An 18,016-nucleotide genomic window follows, 5' to 3' on the forward strand; every position below is an offset into this window, starting at 1 on the left:
CGGTTGCGTAAAACCGAGCCTTCGCTGGATGCATATGCTGGAGCAGACAACTCTTGCAGACAAGCAAATCCGAGTTTCGAAGGATGATAGGATAGGATGCCGCGTACACCATTAGCCAGACTGCTGCGCGAACTGTATATCGTCGCAGCCGATTCTTATGCGAAGAAGACGACGGTCGAACAGGCGATCCGCGAACGCCGGCAGCGCCGCAAAACGATGCTGGAACGCCTGGTCGGCGACATTCAAAGCGGGAAAGACCCGACCCTGCATGCCCGAAGGCCGGAAGCGAAGGCCGGCGCTTTCGCGGGCGCGGCTTCGCCCGCGGCGCCAAGAATCGCGATCGTCGGCGCGGGACTCGCCGGCTTGACGTGCGCGTACCGGCTGAAGGCCGCCGGCTTCGACGCCGCGGTCTACGAGGCGGACGCGAAGCCTTCGGCAGGCCGCTGCAGCACCCGGTACGGCGAGTTCGAAGACGGACAGGTCGCCGAGCGCGGCGGCATGCTCATCGATACGGGCCATCGCGCCTTCCGCCGGCTCGCGCGCGAGCTGGGGCTGGAAATGACCGATCTGCTCGATGCCGAGCCCCCGGACACGGCGCCGCTGTATTATTTCGACGGCGAGCCGTATTCGTTCGCGGAAGCGGCGGAGGACTTCAAAGCCGTCATCGGGCCGCTGAACCGCGATTTGACGGCGGCGGGCTTCCCGACGCTCTATAACCGTTATACGCAGCGGGGCCGCGAATTGGACCGGATGTCCGTCACGGATTGGATCGCGGCCAACGTGCCCGGCGGCGCGGATTCGAGATTCGGCCGGCTGCTGGACATCGCCTGCACGATCGAATACGGCGCGGATGCCGGCATGCAGAGCGCCTTGAACTTCATTTATTTGCACGGCATTCTGGAAGAAGAGGACGACTTCCGGATGTTCGGGCTCTCCGACGAGCGGTACCAGATCCGCGGCGGCAACGAGCAGCTGGTTCGCCGGCTGGCGGGCAAGCTCGACGAGCGGCAGATCCGGCGCGGCATGCGGCTCATCGCGCTGGCCGAGCAGGCCGACGGCAGCTACCGGCTGACGTTTCAGCGGCATGCCGGGACGGTCGACGTCGAAGCGGACAAGGTCGTGCTCACGCTGCCGTTCGCCGTGCTCCGCTCGTCCGTCGACTTCAGCCGGGCCGGCTTCCGGCCGCTCAAGGCCGCGGCGATCCGGGAGCTCGGCATGGGGGCGAACAGCAAGCTGCACCTGCAGTTCCGCGACCGGCACTGGCATAGCCTCGGCTCGAACGGCGACACGATCGCGGACACCGGCTACCAGAACACGTTCGACGTCGTCCGGGGGCAGCCCGGCGCATCCGGCCTGCTCGTGGACTATACCGGCGGCAGCGTCGGGGAGGGCATGATCACGGGGACGCCGCACGAACGCGCGGCGCAGTTCCTGCGGCAGATCGAGCCGGTCCTCCCGGGACTGACGGCCAAGTGGAACGGCCGGGCGGCGCGCGACTGCTGGTTAAGCAATCCCTTTTCCCTCGGCTCGTATTCCTACCGGAAGGTCGGTCAGCACACGGCGTTCGCCGGCGTGGAGCAGGAGCGCGAGGGGACGCGGGGAAATTGCCATTTCGCCGGCGAGCACACGTCCGTGGCGTTCCAGGGCTATATGAACGGCGCGGTCGAGAGCGGCGAACGGGCGGCCAAGGAAATCATCGGCGACCTGCAAGTCCGGCCAACCGGCGGCGGGCAGTGAGGCAAAGGCCGGGCGCGGCGGCATTTTCGAATGGATTCGCGCATGCAAGGTCATGGCCGGGTGCGGTAATCGAACCTAATATCGATGTGAAGAGCAAACCGGTTCCGACTCAGGAACCGGTTTTTCGGTTTGCCATCGCCTGCTTTCGCCTGCCGTCCCGGGGCGGTGCGGCTCAATTTTCCCGCAAGAGCTTGTTCTAGTACCGCGGAAAATGCAATAATAAACGAGGTAATGTTATTGCGTGCAATCGAAATCCAAAGAAAGCGGGAATGAACCAAGATGGGTCGCAAATGGAATAATATTAAAGAAAAGAAAGCTTCGAAGGACGCCAATACCAGTCGGGTGTACGCCAAATTCGGAATTGAAATCTACGTTGCCGCCAAGAAGGGCGAGCCGGACCCGGAATCCAACCAAGCGCTCAAATTCGTGCTCGAACGCGCGAAAACTTATAACGTGCCGAAGGCGATCATCGACCGCGCCATCGAGAAGGCGAAAGGCAGCGGCGACGAGAGCTACGAAGAGCTCCGTTACGAAGGCTTCGGGCCGAGCGGCTCGATGATCATCGTCGACGCCTTGACGAACAACGTGAACCGCACCGCGCCGGTCGTCCGTTCCGCGTTCACGAAATGCGGCGGCAACATGGGCGTCAGCGGCTCCGTGTCGTACATGTTCAACGCCACGGCCGTGATCGGCGTGGAAGGCAAGACCGTCGACGAGGTGCTCGAGCTCATGATGGAAGCGGACGTCGACGTGCGCGATATCGTGGAAGAGGACGAAGCCGTCATCGTCTACGCGGAGCCGAGCGCGTTCCAAGCCGTGCAGGACGCGTTCAAGCAAGCCGGCATCTCGGAATTCACCGTCGCCGAGCTCACGATGCTGCCGCAGACGTACGTCACGCTTCCGGAAGACGCGCAGGCGCAGTTCGAGCGTCTGATCGACTTGCTGGAAGACTCGGAAGACGTGCAGCAGGTGTACCACAACGTCGAGTTCGAGGACTAAGGCGGCTCCCGTCGCCGGCTTCACGCTTGATTGGCAAAAAGCCGCGATCCCGCGGCTTTTTTTGTGCCGCTTTTTACCGCTTTGAGGTAAAATAAACCTGCGAGGCGAAAAATGGAATGATTTTTGGGGTTTTGTCGAAAACGAGGCAGGCAAACCGAAAATTTTGTCGAAATGAGGTATTGTAGACGCAATACACATTACCCACGTTTTGAGGTGTCGGAAGGAATGAAGCTGAAAGTCGTCTTAGGGTTATTTTTCATCATCGCTTGTCTTGTTCCGATGCTGCCGACGGCCGCGCAGGCGGCTCCGGTTACGGGGGACGCCGCGATTTCTTCCTGGCAGCTGAGATGGGAGACGGACGGGGACCGGCTTGCATCGCCGGACGAGGCGATGCAGGCGTCGGGGTGGCAGGACATCCGGGCATCCGCTCCGGTCGTTTCGAAACCGGAACGCGTGGAATCCGCGTGGGTCCGGATCAAGCTGCCGGAAATCGGCAAGAACCAAGGCGCGTTTTTTCGTTCGATTTACGCGCAGAACATTACCGCGTATTTGAACGGCGAAGCGGTATTTCATTCGGAACGCAAGCATTGGTTCGATTTGAACCGCGTGTTGATCCCGCTCGAGAATTACGATTCCGGCCAGGAGCTGCTGCTTCATCTGGAAAGCGATACGGACCGGCTGGGACTCGGACGCGGCATTCATATTTCGGATTATCAAGATCTGATGCGCTTGTACGCGAAGTACGACTTGCTGGATATCATCCTCGGAAGCGCGTTCATCTTCGTCGCGTTCGTCATGCTGATCTGCTCGGTATTCCTTGACCGGAACCAGCTGAAGCTGTGGCTCGCGCTCTGCTTCATCATCCTGCCGATCGGCGGCCTGCTAATCGGGTATTCCCCGTTCCTGTACACGTTCTATGGTTCGTACGGCTTCGTGTACCAAGGCTTGTTCGATCTGTCGCTGTACACGTTCCTGCCGGCGCTGCTCGTGTTTTTCGAGTTTTTGTTCGGAAGCGGGTATCGCGGCATCGTGAAGCATTTCCGGCGGTTCCAGATCGGTTATTCCGTATTCGGCCTTGTCATGCTGATCGTCAACCGGGCGCTTCACAATGAGTTTCAGTCGTTTTATTTCTTCGTCTCGGTCACGGCGGCCGGCTGTCTGATGCTGGCCGAGTTCATCCTCATTCTGCTCATTCTGGGCAGGCAGCTGTGGAGACGAAACATCGATTCGATCATCCTGTCGGTCGGCTTGGCGATCTTCGCCATCATCGGTTCGGCGGAGCTCGTGAAGTTCTACGCGTCTTCCCAGACGTACGATCTGTCGTGGTGGAAATGGGGACTCGTGGCGTTCGTCTTATCGCTCATCGTGCTGCTCGGACGACGGTTCGCGCATCAGCATAAATTGATCCTTACGTATTCGCGGGACTTGGAAATTTACAATTCCGAGCTGCAGCGGTCGGAGAAGATGGAGATCATCAGCCAATTGGCGGCTTCCGTGGCGCACGAGGTCCGCAACCCGCTTCAAGTCACGCGCGGCCTGCTGCAGATCCTCGAGACGCGCCATCAGATCGAGCGCAGCGGCGAGAACTATTACAAGCTTGCGATCGACGAGCTCGACCGGGCTTCGACGATCATCACCGATTTCCTGACGTTCGCGAAGCCCCAGATGGAGCAGGTGCACGAATTGAATCTGGCGGAGGAATTCAAGCACGTGGAAGGCATTATCGTGCCTCTGGCGAATCTGCACGGGGGCCGGCTGGAGATGAACGTGCCGCGTTCGCTGCGGATCTTGGGCAATTCCTCCAAGCTGAAGCAAGCGCTGATCAATATCATCAAGAACAGCATCGAAGCGCTGGAAGGCGCGGGCGTCGTCAAAATTTGGGCGTACGAGGAGCGGGAGCAAGTGGTCATTCATATCTCGGACAGCGGCGCCGGGATGGATGAGCGCGTCCTGGAACGATTGGGTGAACCGTACTTCTCGAACAAGACGAAGGGGACCGGTCTGGGGCTGATGGTGACGTTCCGCATCATCGAGGTCATGCAGGGGACGATCAAATTCACAAGCCAGAAGGGCATCGGCACCGAAGCGATGATTCGCTTTCCCGCCGCGCGCTTCGTCGAAACAAACGCGAAGGTCTCGATGTGACCTTCGCGTTTTTTGCGTGCGGGATTCGATTTTACCATGTGTCGAGCGATTCGTCCGTTTTCCCGGCGTCTGCCGGATTTTGAGGAAGGACGAGCGCGAATTTCGTAGGCGTTTCTTCGACGACGACGAGTTCGACGTCATTCGGCAGCGACAGGCCGAACGCCTCTTGCAGCGCTTCTTTCGGGTTCGTCAGCAATTTTGCTTTGAACGCAGGGTCGGACCAAGCTTTCTCGATAATTTGTTGCTGCAGCTGTTGTTCGGTCATCCGTTTCGCACCTCGTTAATAGGAGTTATGTACCAGGTAAAGTGTACCATTAAAGCTGAGACAATTCTACTAAAAATCGCTAGATTAAGGCGGAAAAACGACAAAAAAAGGGAATTTCCGCTACCGGAAATTCCCTTTTTAAGGAGGGGCGCATTTACCACGTATCATCGGTCTTCTCCTGATTTTCCGCCATGGCGGCCGGATTCGGCGGGATGACGATCGCCAGCCGCCTCGGCGTTTCGGCGATGACGGCAAGTTCCGTTTCGTCCGGAATCCAAAGTCCGAACGCGTGCCGCAGCGCGGCTTTGGGGTCGGCGGCGAGGGCGGCTCGGAATGCCGGGTCGCGCCAGGCCCGCTCGATAATGCGTTCTTTGACGCAAACGGCGGCTTGAGTATCGGACATTGTCATGTTCGCGTGCCTCCTTGTCGATAAGGCGGTTCTGGCCTTTTCATTAATTAGGTTCATTCTTAATCGGGTTTATTATCGGCGGTTTCAGCCTGATACTGCGAGAGCCAATAAGCGAACCCGCCGCCGAGCAGCCGTTTCTTCGTATCGCTCAGCCTTTCGGCCGAAGCGGACAGCCCGTCCGCCAAATAGTCGTGGAACGCCGACAGATGACGGAGCGGCAGGCCAAGCCCGACGAGCGCGTCTCCGTTCGCTTTGGCCGCTTGGGCGTAACGGCCGAGCGCGCCGTCGACATGAATGGCGGCTTGGATCGCATGCTTCCCCAGCGGAGGCCGAAGTCCGGCCGCTCGATGTTCGGCCTCGATCATGCCCACCAAACCGTTGGCGTTGCGCCGGTCGAAATCTTCCTCCCAGTCGGACCAATCGTCCGCCATCTGGAGCGTGGCCAGCGTCAAATCGACCGCCTCGGAGACGGCGGGCTCCAGCTCCGCCCGGCCGGCCAGCAGCAGCGCGCCGGTGCTCGCCAGCTTGACGGGCGCCGCTTTTCGGGCAAGCTCGCCGGGGATCAGGCTGCCGGAGGGCGATTCATAGGCGACGGCGAGCGACCACGCCGTCACGTAATCCCGGTAATAGCGCCAAAACGGAGACGCATGCTCGAACAGCGCGCGGTAGAGGTCCAGCATGGCGAGGTGGAACAGATTGCCGAGCGCGAGCTGTTCTTTCCAGTCGGCAGGCGCTTCGTCCATCAGATCGTCCTGGATGAAGAAGTACAGCATCACGAATACGTTTGCAAGCGACAGCTGGCGGTAGCGTTCGGCTTCCAAGTCCGCGACCGGCCGCATCCAGAACGGCAGCAGGTAGCAGATATGATTTTTTTTGGCGGACGGGTTGAGCGGATTGAAGGCGTGCAAATAGGCGCGGCCCTTCGCGTTAAGCGGCGCCGGAAAGGCGTCGATCAGCCGCTCCGCGTCCCGGAACACCTGCGTCAACTCCGTTTCGAATTCGGTTTTCCAAAGCATCGTTCGAAGAACCTCCGTTCATCAGTATCGGTCCCGCCGCAGCGTCAGCGCGAACATGCCCGCGGAATATGAAGCGCTCTCCTTGCTCAACCAATCGTCGAGCTCTTTTTTTCGATCATGGTCGAGTCGGCCGCCTTGCAGGATGCGGGTCGAGGTCTCCATGTACCGATACATGCGGCGTTTCGTGCGCGGTTCATCGGCCAGTATGCGGTAGGACTGCGGGTCCGCGATCCAGCCTTCGGCCTGCGCGAGCTCGGCCAGCGCCTCGCGGGGAGGCTTCGGAAACCGGGCGAGCAGCGGTTTGCGCGAAGCGCGTAACAACGCATCGAACAGCGGCAGTTCCTCGCCGGGCAGCGGTCCGGTCGCGGCGTCGTCCAAGTCGAGAATCAGAATCGCGGAACGTTCATGGGTGACGCCTCGCAGCCAAGCGAGGAAGTGCCGGAAATCCGGCAGATGCAGGGCCGCCAGTCTGATGACGACGACGTCGAACGGCTCGCCGCCTGCCGCCGCATCCTTGTAATCGGCTTGCACGAAGCTAAGTCCCGGCGCGGATCTGGCCGCCGCGAACGGATACACGCGCGCGTCCTTTTCGATTCCGGTGCAGCGCAGGCGAGGGTACGCCCGCTTGACGGCTTCCAGATAGGCGCCGTTCCCGCAGCCGATATCGAGCACGGATTCGGCTTCCCGCATATGCCCGTCCAATAACGACGCACGCTCGCGTTCGAAGAAGAGCTCCGCGGTCAACGACAGCATGTCGTCGAACAGGCGGGCAGGGTCTTCGGTAAGCAGCGGAATCACTCCTCTCGGCGATGACGTTTGTTTGCTAGGTTAAGTATAATGCCGGGATAGCGGTCGAACAATGCCGAATTTTGGTGATTTTCGACGATGATGCGATGCATGCCGGCCGGAGGGACAGATACCTCTAGAGATGCTATGATAAAAGCATCGATTGGGATTGCCGATCCTGAGTCGTAACTGCGGCGAACGCGGATGCGCGAAACATCATTATGGATTACGAAGCGGAGGACGAAGCATGACGGTATTGGAGGTCGACATTCGGAAAGCCGGCTATGCCTCGGACGCGGACATCATCCGCGACATTAAGTTCGCGGTCGATAAGGGCGAGCTCGTCGGCTTGATCGGCCCGAACGGCGCCGGCAAGAGCACGACGATCAAGGCCTTGCTCGGACTGCTTCGCCGCGTGGACGGCGACGTGCGCCTCGGAGGCGAGCAGGGACGTTACGCGTACGTGCCGGAGCAGCCGGTGCTCTACGAGTATATGACGCTGTGGGAGCATCTGCAGCTGGCGGCTTCCGCTTACGAGCTGGACGAAGCGACGTTCCTCGCCCGCGCGGAACGGATGCTGGAGCGGTTCCGTCTGACCGGCGAGCGGCATAAGCTGCCGACCGGCTTCTCCAAGGGCATGCAGCAAAAAATGATGCTCATCATCGGCTTCCTGCTGGAGCCGGACGTGTACGTCGTGGACGAGCCGTTCGTCGGGCTCGATCCCCGGGCGACGCGGGATTTCCTGGAGCTGCTGCAGGACGAACGCCGCCGCGGGGCGGGGGTGCTCATGTGCACGCACGTGCTCGACACCGCCGAGCGAATCTGCGATCGCATCATTCTCCTTGACGGGGGATCCGTCGTGGCGCAGGGCTCGCTCGCCGAGGTCCGGGAGCAGGCCGGCTGTCCGGCGGACGCTCCGCTGACCGATTGTTTCTATGCGTTGACATAAGGGGGAAGAGGAATGTCGAATCAGGCCATCGGCGGCTGGCGCGCGGGAAGCCTCTTCCGGCGCAGGGTGCGGCGCTTCTGGACGGAGCAGTGGAAAGCGTGGCGCACGGCGCTCGATTGGACGGTATGGGTGTACGTGCTCGTGCCGGCGGTCTGGATCATCGGCGGCACGTACGCGGATCTCTGGCATCATCCGCCGGCGTGGCTCGCGAACTTGCCGCTCTGGACGGGCGAGCGCCTGCCGCTCGTCGTCGTGTTCGCCGGACGGTTCCGCTCGTTCGCGGAAGAAGCCGACGTCCTGTTCCTGCTCCGGAAGCGGAGCTGGATCCGAGGGCTGCTGCTGCGGGGCGCGGCCTACACCGCGGGCGTCCTGCTGCTGCTGTCGGCTGTCCTTTACGCGGTGCTGCTGCCGTTCTTCGCGGGGGTGCATCATTACCGGGCCGGCGCGATCGTCATGATGCTTGTATACACATGGATATGGGGTTGCGTCGGGGCCGTGTGGCGCAATCTCCTCGAAGCCCGGTACGCGGGCTTTCGGAAATGGCTGGTCAAGACCGCCGTCACGCTGCTGCTCGCCGCGGCGTATCTGGTTCCGATGATCGTCTGGGGCAGCGCGCCGGCCATGTTGGCCGCGCCGGCCGGGGTCGGCCTCGTCGTCTGCGCCGGGCTGCTCCGCATCAAGCTGCGCGCGCGGGACGCCTTCGAATCCGACGCCCGGCAGGAGCAGCTGGCGCGGCTCGCGAGCACGCAGCTGCTGCTCCGCAACGTCATCGAGCACAAGCCCCGCGTGCGGCTCAGCCGGCCGGTGCTCCTGCGCCGTTCGAACCGGCTGTTCCGGCGATTCGACGGGAAGACGATGCTCGCGGAGATGATCATGAAGGCGTTCGTTCGCCGGATGGCGCTCATTCGCACCTGGCTCGGGTTCACGTTCGTCTCCACGGCCGCGGTCTTCCTGTCGCCCGCCGTCATCCAGCCGTTCGTCGGGGCCGCGCTCCTGCTGCTGCTGTCGACCTGGATCATCTCGCATTGGCGCGGGATGCTGGAGGAGCCGTTCTTCGCCCAGTTCCGGTGGACGGATCATGCGCTGCGCGGTTCAGCGGGTCTCGTGCGCTTCTGGCTGGCCGCGCCGGCCGCCGCGCTGTTCGGTCTGGCCGGCGGGGCGAGGACGTACGGCGCGTGGGGGCTGCTCGCCGCCATTCCGGCCGTGCTGCTCTGGCTGCTTCTGAGCAATGTCGTCACGTCGACGATGGTGCTGCGCCTCGATCGCAAGGGGAAGGGGGCTTGACGGGAATTACGAATGACCGCTCTCGTCCGGCCGAACGAAGCGACCGCAATCGCTTCTTAACAAATCGATTACATTGCCCGCATCTTTGTCCGGTATGATCCAGGTATTATTCATTTCCATCATCGAACTGGAGGTCACGCTAATGAACTTGGTTCTGAACATCGCTCATCGAGGAGCTTCCGCTTATTGTCCGGAGAATACGATGGCCGCGTTCCGGCGCGCGATCGAGCTCGGCGCCACGGGAATCGAGACCGACGTGCAGATGACGTCGGACGGTCAACTGGTCCTGATCCACGACGAATCCCTGCAGCGAACGGCCGGGTCGCCCCGACTCGTGAAGGACGTTACGCTGGAGGAAGCGAAGCAGTTGGACGCCGGCTCCTGGTTCGATCCGGCATTCGCGGGCGAGCGCATTCCGACGCTGGGCGAATTGCTCGAGCTGGTGAAGCCGCGCGAAGACGTTTACGTCAACCTTGAATTGAAAAACAGCATCGTGAACTACCCGGGCCTCGAGGAAGCGGTCATCGAAGAGATTCGGCGCCAAGGGTTGGGCGAACGGATCATCGTTTCCAGCTTCAACCACTATTCGCTGGTGCTTTGCAAGGAGCTGGCGCCTGAGATTCGGACCGGCGTGCTGTACGTGGAAGGGCTCTATGAGCCTTGGGAATACGCCGCGCGGATCGGAGCAAGCGCCCTTCATGCCCATCATCGCGCGGTGCTGCCGGAGTGGACGGCGCAGGCGGCGGAACGCGGCATCGTCTACAATCCGTGGACGGTAAACGAACCGGCCGAGATGAAGCGGCTGCTGGACGCCGGCGTGGCGAGCATCATCACCGATTATCCGGACCGGCTCGCGGCCTTGATCGCGGAGGCGGGGGCACAAGCGAATTCCGCCAATTAAGAGGGATTGGACATGCATGCGTTACCTGTAACTTTCCGGGTGCCGTGTGCGAGGTCGAATCTGCGAATGCGTAGAGGGAAGACGACAAAAAAGCAAGCTGCCGCGGCAGCTTGCTTTTTGCTTATTATCCTTTAACCGTGCACCAAGGCCGCCCGCAATGTCGTAATCCCGTGCTCCAAGTAGCCTTTAAGGCAAGTCAGCATGTACACCCAGCCTTCCTTGTTGCCGACGATGAGCGGAATCGACGCGGCGTCCTCCGCGAAGCCTTCTTCGTTCACTTCCACGATCGTACGGTTCGCGTCCGCTTGCTCGAAGGAAATCGTCACCGCGTGGACGGTGCCGTAATCCCATTCGAAGACGATCTTCCGGTCTTGGACGATCTCTTTAATCGTGATTTCGCCTTCCGCACCGTATTCCTCGTAGCGCAGCTTGACGGTCTTGCCCGGCTCCCAACGTTCGGAGCTGGAGGAGAACCAGAAGCCGCCGATCTTCGCGGGATCGACGAAGGCCTCGAATGCTTCATGGGCCGGACGCGCGATCGTCATCTTCGTTACGTTATTCATCGTGTTCCCTCGCTTTTTTATGATTTTAGTCGGCTTTCGGGCCGCTAGTCTCGAACCGCTGCTTGAATTCGTCGTGCAGCTCCTGCCAACCATAGCGGACGGCTTGGCTGCCGGCCATCGAAGGCATCGGCTTGCCGTCGAGCGTGCCCGTCAACCCTTTGAGACATAACGTCCAACCCGCCGCGTACGACGGAGCCATGCCGCGATCGGCGAAAAGGTGGCGAAGCACAAGCACGGTACGGCTTCCGTCCGACGTCAATTCCCACCTCAGCGTGTCGCTGCCCCATCGGAATACGAGAAGGCGGGGCGCTTCCGCAAGAAGCACTTCGCCTTGTCGCGTCGCGTCTTCTTGTTCGTGATTCACGTGGGAAAGCGCCACGGGACCGGCCGAATCCAGATTGCGGTCAACGGCGAAAGGCGCCCAGGCGGGCAGCTGATCGGCTTCGGTCAAGGCCGCCCATACGTCTTCGATCGGATGCGCCAGCTCGCGTTCGAGCACCAACGTCCATTCTCCGTCCGACGCCCGGTTAAGGCGGGGGAGGCATCGTTCGTTCGCGTTCATTCAATTGTTCCTCCTTGAGTCGTTTTTGCCGGTCCAGATGCGCTTCCAGCCGGTCAATGTGCCGGTTCCATCTGTCGCGATAGGCGCTTAACCATTCGTCAACGCCTGCCAGAGGGCTTGCGTCGAGCGAGTAGATGCGACGCTGGGCATCGGCATGGACGTGCACGAGACCGCTGTCGCGCAGCAAGCGCAGATGGCTGGAGATGAGCGGCTGGGAGACGCCGATCTCTTCGGTGAGCTGCTTCACCGTCGAGTCCGAGAGCAGCAGCCGGTCCAAGATGCGCCGGCGAGTCGGCTCGGCAATAATGGCGTATATGTCTTGCAAGGTCATCACCTCTTGTCGGTCTTCAGTATAAACGATCGTTTATATAAATACAATTACATATAAATGTAAGCCCGATGCGGGTACGGCATCGGCAACCGGGCATAGTACCGATAACCGGACCCATCCGACAGTGCGGGCGTCGTCCATATACATGGGCTTATAAGGCATGAGTACATTTAAAATAAAAAAAGAGGCACCCGGACGTAGTTTCCGTCCGAAGTGCCGCTGTTTATTACATGGCGGTGAAAGTTAGATCGAGTTATGCGCCCAGACGGCGCGCGGTAGCGTAGTTCTTCTTCCAGTAGGAGGAGTTCATGTTCGTGAACTTGACGCCGCCGGAACCGTACGTGTTCAGCATTTTACCGTTGCCGGCATAGATGCCGACATGGCCGATGAAATTGCCGCGGCTCGGTACCTTGAAGAAGACGAGGTCGCCTTTCTTCAGATTTTTCTTCGACACGTAACGGCCGACTTTTGCTTGATCGCGCGCGGTGCGGGGCAGGTTATAGCCCAGCTTCTTGAACACGCGCTTCGTGAACGACGAGCAGTCGAAGTATCTCGTCGTCGACGTGCTCACGCCGAATTTATAAGGCGTGCCCAAATAATTATCGCCGTAATTCAGAAGCTTGGATGCGGAAGACGACGACAATGCATGCGCTTGCGGAGCTTGTCCGAAGCCGAGTGCCGTTAAGCCGATCGTAGCGCATAATCCGACCGCGAAAATTTTATTTTTAGTTTTTTGGAAATTCATGTGTAAATCACCCTCCGGTTATTTAATATTTGGTTCATTTGGCCGTGTAACCACTTTACCAGATCGGGCATTTCCTAGAGGTTTCCACTGAGAGCCGAAACCCGCAGGAATGAACGGTCAGCCCGACTATATGAGAAAGTTATGAAAAAAAATTCACTTTCCAAATTCCGTCAATGGGTAATCCCCTGGAGATGGCGCAATCGCCTTGCGTACAGGGCTAATCCAAGCAGAACAGACGTACACCGCCACTTGGTTTGGCGGATCGAGAGAACAACAGGCGGCCGTTATAACGCGCGGTCTTTTTTCATTTCGAGCGGGAAAACGCGTTCTTGATCGCCATGCCAAGCTCGGCATGTTGCAGAGGGAATTCGGCTTTACGTAGCGAAGTATTCCAAGAGTAAGCCGAACGCCGGCCCGCTCGCCGAGTTAAAGGTCAAGAATAATGAAGAGGGAGGATTGTTCCAGGTGGCACCTACTCAAAAGTTGATCCTGATTTCCGGTCCCGGCGGGAGCGGGAAAACTTCGCTAGCGAAATGGATCGGAGACGCATGCGGCTATACCGTCGTGAGCGAGGACGATTACTGGCGCGAATTCAAAGCGAACGATCCCCAAAACGGGCTGCGAACGCTTGAGGAAGAGCGGATCATTCAAAGGCGGGTTGCGGCGGAGGTACGACGTCTATTAATAGAAGGAAAACAGGTCGTGCTTGAATTCATCCTGTATTGCGATCCGCCGCGACCTCTGCTTGCGTACCGAGAGGCGTTGAAGGGAACGGTCTCGGACCTGCTGGTCGTGCTGCTCCGGCCTTCCGTGGACGCCATCTTGGCGCGAAAAAAACGACGCGGCCGCGAACAGGAACAGGATGCCGCCGCGGAAGCGGCTATCGCCCTGAGCCAGCTGAACTGTTTGGACAGCCCTCATATCAAGAAGGAATGGATTGTTCCTAACAGCGATCGCGCCGTATCGGAAACGTTGGATTGGCTTGCGCGCGAGAATCCCGGGTTCTTTGCCTAAAGCAGCAGCGCCTATCGCAGCAGCGCCGAACGCGGCCGCGCAGCGTCTCGAAGTCGTCGTGCTCGATCCGCCATAAACAACTAGCACCTTGGAAAACCGCGCGCCGCGCGGTTTTTTGTTCGGTAAGCGCGATGGGGAAACAAAATAGTGTTTTATTCAAGAAAGTACCTTGACAGTCACAGTAGTATGGCGTATTATGCAGATATGGAGGTGATTGGTATGAGCGAGAACAAAATCACATCCGACCTGCTTCGCGGACATACGGACACGATGATTTTACGGCTCTTGTCCGAAGCCGATCGTTACGGATACGAGATCGTCAAGCTGATCGCCGAGCGTTCCGGCGGCGAGTATGAACTGAAGGAAGCCACGATGTACTCCAGCTTCCGGCGGCTTGAAGCCGACGGCGACATCGAATGGTACTGGGGCGACGAATCGCAGGGCGGACGGCGCAAATATTTTCGGATTACCGGCAAAGGCAAAGAGACCTACGCCCGCAACAAGAGCAACTGGGAGTACGCCAAGCGCGTGTTGGAAACTTTAGTCTAGGGAGATGGATGAAGATGAACGCGAAATTGACGGAATACCTGAACAGCGTGTTTACGCCGTACGACGGCGTCAAGAGCGTCACCGAATTGAAGGCGGACCTGCTCTCCGATCTGCAGGAGCGCTATCGCGAGCTGAGAGCCGAGGGGATCGACGACGAGACGGCGTTCAAGCGGACCGTCGAGAGCATCGGCGACATCGAGCAGACGATCCTGGAGGTCGCCAACCTCTCCCGCTCGCTGGAGCGGCAAGTGCTGACCAACTTCAATGGCAGCAACCTGGCGGATAGCGACTTTGCGGGCGTGACGGCGCATAAGGGACAGTTTCAAGGCAGCGCGCTGCGCGGCTCCGACTTCTCGGGCGCGGATCTGACCGGCAGCTCGTTCAAGAGCAGCGACGTCCGCGGCGCGAATTTCGACCGCGCGAACTTGACGGATTGCGTCCTGTCCACGCTGGATCTGGCGAACGCCAGCTTCAATCGGTCGATCCTGGTCCGCACCAATTTCAGCAAATCGGGACTGGACGGCGCCCGCTTCGCGGACGTAAGGCTGACCGACGTGACGATGTCGCTGACCGATCTGAGGAAAGCGACGTTCGAAGGCTGCGTGTTCGACGGCGTGGATTTCAAATACACGGATCTAAGCGGGCAGCGCTTCGACGGGCAGACGTTTATCGGCGTGAAGTTCGACAAAGCGGCCTTGACCGATGTCTCGTTCCATGGCGCGACCCTCAAAAACGTGTCGTTCAAGCCGGGGTTCGCGCTCACGAACAAGTACTACCGGATGATCAAAACCATTCGCTTCGACGGCTCGTCGATGGATAAACTGACCTATGCGCTGCTGAAGGGAATGGGCGCCGAGCTGGCGAACGTGACGGTCATCTAACCGCCATTGACGGGGCGCGGAGCGGCAGCAGCCGTTACCTTCTTCCGGAATGGGGGGAGCGGGATGACGGCGTGATTGACGAAGCCGCGTGAAGCAGGTCATGGCACATGTATCGGTCCTCATATTAATAACGAATAGAGGGATAGCGGATGCAAAAGGGACAAATCAGCAACGGCTTCACCGAAACGGGACTGCGCAACATGCGCGCCGTGCTGGCGCGGCATGTCGATTCCGGCAAGATCCCCGGGCTCGTCGCCTTGGTGAGCCGGGGCGGCGAGACGCACGTCGAAGCGATCGGGACGATGCGCCATGACGGCGGCGCGCCGATGCGCCGGGACACGATCTTCCGGATGGCCTCGACGTCCAAGCCGGTGTCGGTCGCGGCGGCCATGATCCTGCTCGACGAGTGCAGGCTGAGGCTGGATGACTTGGCCGAGACTTGGCTGCCGGAGCTGGCCGACCGGCGGGTGCTGAAGCGGATCGACGGCCCGCTGGACGATACCGTGCCGGCGCGGCGGCCGATCACCGTCCGGGACGTGTTGACCTCCACGTTCGGGCTCGGCATGGACGTGACGGCGCTGGGCACGCCGATCATGGGCGCGATCTTCGAGCAGGGGCTTACGCCGGATCTGCCGCAGCCGATGCCCGAGCCGGACGAGTGGATGCGCCGCTTGGGCGCGCTTCCGCTGATGTACCAGCCCGGCGAACGCTGGCAGTACCACATCGGCAGCGATTTGCTCGGCGTGCTCGTCGCGAGGGTAGCGGGCCAGTCGTTCGAGACGTTCCTGCGCGAGCGGCTCTTCGCCCCCTTGGGCATGAAGGATACCGGGTTCCACGTGCCCGCCGGCAAGATGGACCGGCTTCCGCCCCTCTACGCCCCGGACCCGCAGACCGGAGCCTTTCACGTGTGGGACGAGGCGATCGGGGGACGCCACAGCCAGCCGCCGGCATTCCAGGGCGGGGGCGGCGGTCTGGTCTCTACCGTCGACGACTTCCACGCCTACTTCCGGATGCTGCTGAATCGCGGGATGCACGGGAACGAGCGGATTCTGTCCCGGCCGGCCGTCGAGCTGATGACGACCAACCGTCTTACGCCCGAACAGCAAGCCGCGCGAAACGCGATGGCCGCCGACAACGTCCACGTGTCCTTCGGCCAAGGGCAGCACGGCGGCTGGGGCATGGGAATGGCGGTGCGGACGTATCGCGGCGATTACGCGCCCATCGGCCAGTTCGGTTGGGACGGCGGAAGCGGCACGTCGACCTACGCCGACCCGGTCAACCGGCTCGCCGGCATCCTGCTTACGCAGGTCGGAATGTCCGTACCGGATTCGGCGCGGCTGATCCACGACTTCTGGACCACGGTCTACCAAGCCATCGAAGACTGATGCCCGAACGGTCGCGTGCCCATGTGAATAGCGTCTCGACGAGTCGATCGGAATGGCCCGGGTTGCAACCGGACGCCATGCCGACGGCCTCGCCGAGGCTTTTTTTTAGGCCGGCCTTTACTATTTTCAAGTATGCAAGCTCGATTATCAATAAATTTAAAGTCAATATTAATATATTTGATTTTTCGTCTTTACAGCTTGAAGATATTGACTTATAATTCAATACAAGAAAGGAGCGGAGCATGAAATATCCCATCCTCACGCAATGTCCGGTATGCGACCATCCGCTGCACGCCGTCAAGCTGGAATGCGGTCATTGCCGGACGACGATCGAGAACCGGTTCGAATTATCGAAGCTGGCCCAGCTCTCGCCCGAACAGCTCCATTTCGTCATCACCTTTCTCGTGAACCGGGGCAACATCAAGGAAGTGGAGAAGGAGCTCGGCATCTCGTATCCGACGGTGCGCGGCAAGCTCAACGACATCATCGCGGCCCTCGGGTACGATACGCGGAAGAAGCCGGAAGCCGACCACAAGAAGGTCCTGTCCATGCTCGACAACGGCGAGATCACGGCGGAAGAAGCGGTCAAATTATTGAAGGAAGAATAAAGAGGAGGCAGACCCGATGAAAGAAGAAATCGGCAAGGTGCTGACCATGATGCAGGAAGGCAAAATCGATTCGGACCGGGCTTCGGAGCTGATTGCCGTGCTGAAGGAGAAGCAAACGCCGCTCGCATCGCATGCCGCGCAGGCGCAGGGGAGACCCGGCTATGCCGCGAGGCTGTCGTCCGCTTCCGGCGGGTACCTGAACAAAACGCTGAAAATTCGGATCGCCGCCCAAAATAACGAGACCGTCAGCGTCAATTTGCCGATGAAGCTCGTCAAGGCCGTGCTCGGAGCGGGGCACAGCATCGCGTCGAATATTCCGCAGGCCGCGAAGTACGTGAAGGACATCGACATCAACCTGCTCATCGATGCCATCGAGAACGAGCTCGACGGGCAAATCATCGACGTCCGCTCCGGCGAGGAGACCGTCTCCGTCGTCATTGAGTGACCGGGCATGATGATCGTTAAGGTCAAAAGCAAAGAACGAGCGTTCACGATTCCGGTCCCGTATCTCGTGCTGCGCCTGGGGAGCGGCATCCTGACTTCCGCGATCGTCCAGCGTAAAATGAAGGATTGGCTGAGCAAGGACGGCGGACGCGAAGGCGCGGCGGACGGCAGCCGGTCGGGGGCTCGACTGGCGCAATCGATTCTAACCGACCGAAGCACGAAGCGAGCGATCCGGCAGCTGATCGGGGAGCTGCAGCAGTGCAAAGGGACGGTATTGGTCGATGTTCAGGCCGAGGACGGCACGGAAGTGTCGATTCGATTGTAAGCGAAGCGATATAGAGATGCGGCCGGTCCTACCGGCGGAATCCAGGCATCACCGGAGGAAACCAACTATCGTCCTCGCGATGGCTGGTTTTTTGTTTGGTCTGTTCAGGCGCCGAGCC

21 protein-coding genes are annotated in these 18,016 nt (G+C 60.0%); 13 read left to right on the top strand and 8 right to left on the bottom strand.

Annotated features, from left to right (window positions below; all coding sequences use genetic code 11):
* The first annotated feature begins 96 nt into the window (after window positions 1-96).
* From I8J29_RS03995 to I8J29_RS04005, 3 genes are all read left to right on the top strand, one after another.
* A complete protein-coding gene (locus tag I8J29_RS03995; RefSeq protein WP_208846381.1) occupies window positions 97-1,737 on the top strand; it encodes a flavin monoamine oxidase family protein in 1,641 nt (546 codons plus the stop codon).
* 279 nt (window positions 1,738-2,016) lie between these two features.
* Complete coding sequence (locus I8J29_RS04000; RefSeq protein WP_090637233.1) at window positions 2,017-2,736, top strand: YebC/PmpR family DNA-binding transcriptional regulator; 720 nt, start codon at window positions 2,017-2,019, stop codon at window positions 2,734-2,736.
* Between the two features lie 225 nt (window positions 2,737-2,961).
* Entirely contained in the window at window positions 2,962-4,881 is a 1,920-nt protein-coding gene (locus I8J29_RS04005) for a sensor histidine kinase (protein WP_208846382.1), read from the top strand.
* Window positions 4,882-4,912: 31 nt separating this feature from the next.
* Here I8J29_RS04005 and I8J29_RS04010 read toward each other — a convergent pair whose 3' ends face one another.
* The 4 genes from I8J29_RS04010 to I8J29_RS04025 all read right to left on the bottom strand — a co-directional run bounded on the left by I8J29_RS04010 (window position 4,913) and on the right by I8J29_RS04025 (window position 7,369).
* Window positions 4,913-5,146 carry an NHLP leader peptide family RiPP precursor gene (locus I8J29_RS04010; protein ID WP_208846383.1) on the bottom strand — a complete coding sequence of 78 codons (234 nt, stop codon included), beginning with the start codon at window positions 5,144-5,146 and terminating at the stop codon, window positions 4,913-4,915.
* 154 nt (window positions 5,147-5,300) lie between these two features.
* Complete coding sequence (locus I8J29_RS04015) at window positions 5,301-5,555, bottom strand: NHLP leader peptide family RiPP precursor (RefSeq protein WP_208846384.1); 255 nt, start codon at window positions 5,553-5,555, stop codon at window positions 5,301-5,303.
* 59 nt (window positions 5,556-5,614) lie between these two features.
* The gene (locus I8J29_RS04020; RefSeq protein ID WP_208846385.1) at window positions 5,615-6,571 is read right to left on the bottom strand and encodes a hypothetical protein; all 957 of its coding nucleotides are present in this window, start codon (window positions 6,569-6,571) and stop codon (window positions 5,615-5,617) included.
* Window positions 6,572-6,592: 21 nt separating this feature from the next.
* Window positions 6,593-7,369: a class I SAM-dependent methyltransferase gene (locus tag I8J29_RS04025; RefSeq protein WP_208846386.1), complete on the bottom strand. Its 777-nt coding sequence runs from the start codon at window positions 7,367-7,369 to the stop codon at window positions 6,593-6,595.
* Window positions 7,370-7,604: 235 nt separating this feature from the next.
* Between I8J29_RS04025 and I8J29_RS04030 the strand changes: the two genes are divergently transcribed.
* The 3 genes from I8J29_RS04030 to I8J29_RS04040 all read left to right on the top strand — a co-directional run bounded on the left by I8J29_RS04030 (window position 7,605) and on the right by I8J29_RS04040 (window position 10,491).
* Entirely contained in the window at window positions 7,605-8,306 is a 702-nt protein-coding gene (locus tag I8J29_RS04030; protein WP_208846387.1) for an ABC transporter ATP-binding protein, read from the top strand.
* A 12-nt stretch (window positions 8,307-8,318) separates the two neighbouring features.
* On the top strand, window positions 8,319-9,590 hold the full coding sequence (locus tag I8J29_RS04035) for an ABC transporter permease (RefSeq protein WP_208846388.1): 1,272 nt from the start codon (window positions 8,319-8,321) through the stop codon (window positions 9,588-9,590).
* 142 nt (window positions 9,591-9,732) lie between these two features.
* Window positions 9,733-10,491, top strand: coding sequence for a glycerophosphodiester phosphodiesterase (locus tag I8J29_RS04040; RefSeq protein WP_208846389.1), 759 nt, complete (start codon window positions 9,733-9,735; stop codon window positions 10,489-10,491).
* A gap of 131 nt (window positions 10,492-10,622) precedes the next feature.
* Here I8J29_RS04040 and I8J29_RS04045 read toward each other — a convergent pair whose 3' ends face one another.
* The 4 genes from I8J29_RS04045 to I8J29_RS04060 form a co-directional block, all read right to left on the bottom strand.
* Entirely contained in the window at window positions 10,623-11,054 is a 432-nt protein-coding gene (locus tag I8J29_RS04045; protein WP_208846390.1) for an SRPBCC family protein, read from the bottom strand.
* Window positions 11,055-11,079: 25 nt separating this feature from the next.
* Window positions 11,080-11,616: an SRPBCC family protein gene (locus tag I8J29_RS04050; protein WP_208846391.1), complete on the bottom strand. Its 537-nt coding sequence runs from the start codon at window positions 11,614-11,616 to the stop codon at window positions 11,080-11,082.
* Entirely contained in the window at window positions 11,582-11,941 is a 360-nt protein-coding gene (locus tag I8J29_RS04055) for an ArsR/SmtB family transcription factor (RefSeq protein ID WP_208846392.1), read from the bottom strand. Before I8J29_RS04055 ends, I8J29_RS04050 begins: the two co-directional genes overlap by 35 nt.
* A gap of 259 nt (window positions 11,942-12,200) precedes the next feature.
* On the bottom strand, window positions 12,201-12,692 hold the full coding sequence (locus I8J29_RS04060; protein ID WP_208846393.1) for a C40 family peptidase: 492 nt from the start codon (window positions 12,690-12,692) through the stop codon (window positions 12,201-12,203).
* A gap of 465 nt (window positions 12,693-13,157) precedes the next feature.
* Here I8J29_RS04060 and I8J29_RS04065 point away from each other — a divergent pair, with 465 nt between their 5' ends.
* The 7 genes from I8J29_RS04065 to I8J29_RS04095 all read left to right on the top strand — a co-directional run bounded on the left by I8J29_RS04065 (window position 13,158) and on the right by I8J29_RS04095 (window position 17,898).
* Window positions 13,158-13,706, top strand: a complete 549-nt coding sequence (locus tag I8J29_RS04065; RefSeq protein WP_338113059.1) for a P-loop nucleotide/nucleoside kinase family protein — start codon at window positions 13,158-13,160, stop codon at window positions 13,704-13,706.
* A 219-nt stretch (window positions 13,707-13,925) separates the two neighbouring features.
* Window positions 13,926-14,255 (top strand): PadR family transcriptional regulator, encoded by a 330-nt coding sequence (locus I8J29_RS04070; protein ID WP_208846395.1) that lies wholly within the window; start codon window positions 13,926-13,928, stop codon window positions 14,253-14,255.
* Window positions 14,256-14,269: 14 nt separating this feature from the next.
* Window positions 14,270-15,136, top strand: coding sequence for a pentapeptide repeat-containing protein (locus I8J29_RS04075; protein ID WP_208846396.1), 867 nt, complete (start codon window positions 14,270-14,272; stop codon window positions 15,134-15,136).
* A gap of 149 nt (window positions 15,137-15,285) precedes the next feature.
* Entirely contained in the window at window positions 15,286-16,521 is a 1,236-nt protein-coding gene (locus I8J29_RS04080) for a serine hydrolase domain-containing protein (protein WP_208846397.1), read from the top strand.
* 242 nt (window positions 16,522-16,763) lie between these two features.
* Window positions 16,764-17,129 (top strand): DUF2089 domain-containing protein, encoded by a 366-nt coding sequence (locus tag I8J29_RS04085; RefSeq protein ID WP_208846398.1) that lies wholly within the window; start codon window positions 16,764-16,766, stop codon window positions 17,127-17,129.
* Window positions 17,130-17,145: 16 nt separating this feature from the next.
* Complete coding sequence (locus I8J29_RS04090) at window positions 17,146-17,574, top strand: hypothetical protein (RefSeq protein WP_208846399.1); 429 nt, start codon at window positions 17,146-17,148, stop codon at window positions 17,572-17,574.
* A gap of 6 nt (window positions 17,575-17,580) precedes the next feature.
* Window positions 17,581-17,898: a hypothetical protein gene (locus I8J29_RS04095; RefSeq protein WP_208846400.1), complete on the top strand. Its 318-nt coding sequence runs from the start codon at window positions 17,581-17,583 to the stop codon at window positions 17,896-17,898.
* Window positions 17,899-18,016 lie beyond the last annotated feature (118 nt).

Source organism: Paenibacillus artemisiicola (assembly GCF_017652985.1).
In the GTDB taxonomy this organism is placed as follows: Bacteria; Bacillota; Bacilli; order Paenibacillales; family Paenibacillaceae; genus Paenibacillus_Z; species Paenibacillus_Z artemisiicola.

Bases quoted from the DNA above. Each gene is read 5' to 3' on its own strand.
- I8J29_RS04080 (WP_208846397.1), top strand. From the start codon at position 15,286: ATGCAAAAGGGACAAATCAGCAACGGCTTCACCGAAACGGGACTGCGC.
- I8J29_RS04020 (WP_208846385.1), bottom strand. From the start codon at position 6,571: ATGCTTTGGAAAACCGAATTCGAAACGGAGTTGACGCAGGTGTTCCGG.
- I8J29_RS04005 (WP_208846382.1), top strand. From the start codon at position 2,962: ATGAAGCTGAAAGTCGTCTTAGGGTTATTTTTCATCATCGCTTGTCTT.
- I8J29_RS04010 (WP_208846383.1), bottom strand. From the start codon at position 5,146: ATGACCGAACAACAGCTGCAGCAACAAATTATCGAGAAAGCTTGGTCC.
- I8J29_RS04040 (WP_208846389.1), top strand. From the start codon at position 9,733: ATGAACTTGGTTCTGAACATCGCTCATCGAGGAGCTTCCGCTTATTGT.
- I8J29_RS04045 (WP_208846390.1), bottom strand. From the start codon at position 11,054: ATGAATAACGTAACGAAGATGACGATCGCGCGTCCGGCCCATGAAGCA.
- I8J29_RS04030 (WP_208846387.1), top strand. From the start codon at position 7,605: ATGACGGTATTGGAGGTCGACATTCGGAAAGCCGGCTATGCCTCGGAC.
- I8J29_RS04095 (WP_208846400.1), top strand. From the start codon at position 17,581: ATGATGATCGTTAAGGTCAAAAGCAAAGAACGAGCGTTCACGATTCCG.
- I8J29_RS04015 (WP_208846384.1), bottom strand. From the start codon at position 5,555: ATGACAATGTCCGATACTCAAGCCGCCGTTTGCGTCAAAGAACGCATT.
- I8J29_RS04075 (WP_208846396.1), top strand. From the start codon at position 14,270: ATGAACGCGAAATTGACGGAATACCTGAACAGCGTGTTTACGCCGTAC.
- I8J29_RS04070 (WP_208846395.1), top strand. From the start codon at position 13,926: ATGAGCGAGAACAAAATCACATCCGACCTGCTTCGCGGACATACGGAC.
- I8J29_RS04090 (WP_208846399.1), top strand. From the start codon at position 17,146: ATGAAAGAAGAAATCGGCAAGGTGCTGACCATGATGCAGGAAGGCAAA.
- I8J29_RS04000 (WP_090637233.1), top strand. From the start codon at position 2,017: ATGGGTCGCAAATGGAATAATATTAAAGAAAAGAAAGCTTCGAAGGAC.
- I8J29_RS04060 (WP_208846393.1), bottom strand. From the start codon at position 12,692: ATGAATTTCCAAAAAACTAAAAATAAAATTTTCGCGGTCGGATTATGC.
- I8J29_RS04035 (WP_208846388.1), top strand. From the start codon at position 8,319: ATGTCGAATCAGGCCATCGGCGGCTGGCGCGCGGGAAGCCTCTTCCGG.
- I8J29_RS04085 (WP_208846398.1), top strand. From the start codon at position 16,764: ATGAAATATCCCATCCTCACGCAATGTCCGGTATGCGACCATCCGCTG.
- I8J29_RS03995 (WP_208846381.1), top strand. From the start codon at position 97: ATGCCGCGTACACCATTAGCCAGACTGCTGCGCGAACTGTATATCGTC.
- I8J29_RS04050 (WP_208846391.1), bottom strand. From the start codon at position 11,616: ATGAACGCGAACGAACGATGCCTCCCCCGCCTTAACCGGGCGTCGGAC.